This is a genomic window from Microcystis sp. M53598_WE2 (assembly GCF_030067735.1).
In the GTDB taxonomy this organism is placed as follows: Bacteria; Cyanobacteriota; Cyanobacteriia; order Cyanobacteriales; family Microcystaceae; genus Microcystis; species Microcystis aeruginosa.
This window is the reverse complement of sequence record NZ_JASJFE010000262.1, coordinates 1-2211: the sequence shown is the minus strand read 5'-3', so window position 1 is coordinate 2211 and position 2211 is coordinate 1. Positions and strand designations below refer to the sequence as shown.

The 2211-nt window shown below is 42.0% G+C and carries 1 protein-coding gene and 1 pseudogene; one reads left to right on the top strand and one right to left on the bottom strand.

Translation table 11 applies throughout. From position 1 onward, the window contains the following. The coding region (locus PX636_RS05540) for a glycosyltransferase family protein (protein ID WP_353853455.1) at nucleotides 1-1394 on the bottom strand (1394 nt) is incomplete at its 3' end. Nucleotides 1395-1775: 381 nt separating this feature from the next. On the opposite strand from PX636_RS05540, the pseudogene PX636_RS05535 reads away from it, so the two are divergent. Continuing rightward, nucleotides 1776-2211: pseudogene (locus PX636_RS05535) on the top strand (ArnT family glycosyltransferase); the annotation flags it as partial.

Below are 2211 nucleotides of genomic sequence, written 5' to 3'. Positions count from 1 at the left end.
TTCTCCCGTTGATAATCTCCGACCGCGGCAGTGTCTTGGTTAAATAATAGATAATTAAAATAAGGTTGTAGTTCCTCGAAATTTTGGTTATCTTTAAGGAAATAAATCGGTACATCTTGGTGTAAGTAGGCGTATCCCCCCGTGTACTGCCACGCCAATCCTTTTACTCCTAAACCGCACAGTTTTTTCTCGCTACTTAAATACTGATAGGCCTGTAATTGTCCGCCGTGGGTTTGCCAGTGAGTATAGCCCGGTTTTTGCCAAGGCGGTCCGAAATTAAAAGTCTGGTCGGTATTAAAACGCCCCGCCAGCAACCAGGATAGAAAAGCCCAAAGAAGTAAACTACTAAAAATAACGATAGTTTTGCCGGCGAGGGAACCTCGCATTAACGATAAACGCGAGACGAGAGTGGCGATTCCCAAACCAGCGAGAATAATAATTAGTGGTAGGGCAGGGAACATATAGCGATATTCTTTGTGACCTAAAAAGCTGTGAGAGAGGATAATAACTAGGGCCAGAAGGGCGAGAATCCAGTGACGACGAGCAGCGATTGCACAGAAGACGAGGATCGGAAACAGCCACCAAGACCAATTGAGGGCTAACCAAGTAAAATATTGCTGCCAGGGGGATACGCCAAAACTATTAAATTTTCCTTCAAAAATATTAATCCAGATCAGTTTCCAAATCGATTGGAAGGGGGTGGACCAAGTGAAAGCGTCTAAAGCACCCCCCAGCAAAACCGGACCGATAAAACCGAGGGCAAGGGGCAGTAATTGTGGAAAATTTTTTTGTCTAACTTGATAAATGAGGGCGATGGCGATGGCAGGCAGTAAATGAAATCGAAGATAGGTGGTCAATCCGTAGAAAAACCCTGTCCAATACAGTCGCTGACGAGAGGGGGGATTTTTGCCGTAACATCCTAAATAAACGCCGACTAGCAGGGAATAAGCGGCCATAACTTCGGTGAAGGCTTTCGGGGCAAAATAAATAAATTCAAACCAAATCGCACAAATACCGCCAGCGAGGATAGCGCCGGCCAAACCGATGCTTTCGTAGGCGATCGAGAATCCGATCCAAACGGGAATTAAAGATAGTAAACTGAGGAAAATCTTGATGCTGGCCAGATAGCCACTGGCTCCTTCCGAAAAACCAGCAGTTAGCTTCATAATCCCGCCAAGAATCCCCGGAAATAACCAAGAACGAATCCCGTCCCGAAAATCCCAAGGTATCATCCCATTGCCAAAAGCTAGTCGATGACCCTGTTCTAAGGTCTGAAAAATTTCATCCGGCCAGAGAATATTAGGATAAGAGAAAGCGGCATTTAGACGCAGGAAAAGGGCAAAAATAAGGATTAATAACAACCAAACTCTAGAAGAATTTAACTGACAAATCATGTTGGCAACTAAGGATAAAGATTTTTGCTTTAGGGGAAAATATAGGGATTTTTAACGGGGTAATTGTTGTTACTCGGCTATCAAGCTAATGTTTTTTAGCATATTGCTGATGGTAATGTCAATCTCTTAAGTTATAGTTTAGTGGGGAGAAACTGGGGAACTTTTCTGCCAGAAATGAGTCCCTTGTCTGGAGTTGGCTATAAAGATGAGTTTACCATTTGATATCCCTGAGAATTTACGAAGGAGAAATTATCGAGATGACTTAACCTCGATAATCGGGTATTTAATCGATCTGGGTTTGTCAAAAAATTTAACCGTCAAACCATGTTACAATAGCACGGGTTCACCCCAAAAGATAAATAGCGAGCCAATTTCAGAATAATGATGCAGCGAGATTTTCTATTTAAGAATTTTGAAAAGTTTGATTACCGTCTATTTCTGGGTGTATTAATTACTGGATTAGGTTTTATCTTAAGATATTATCAGTACGATTCCTTGCCTCCCTATAACTGGACTCAAGATGAATTTGCTTTTGCTTGGAGTGGCATGAGTTTGATTCAAGAGGGAGTTCCTACCAGTTGGTCTTTCCTCGGTCCCACGGATGATTTTCTGGTGACAGTTTGGGAAAAAACTGCTGTTCGTTATCGTTTTGTTACCCCTTGGTTTGATCATCCTCCCTTGTTTGGATTAATTGTGGGTATGACGGCTATTTTATCGGGAGCAAAGGAATTTTTTGACTGTAGTTTAACAGTAATTAGAATTCCTTCTTTAGTTTTTGGCACTCTCTCTATTTTCTTGCTTTATTTATTGGCCTTAC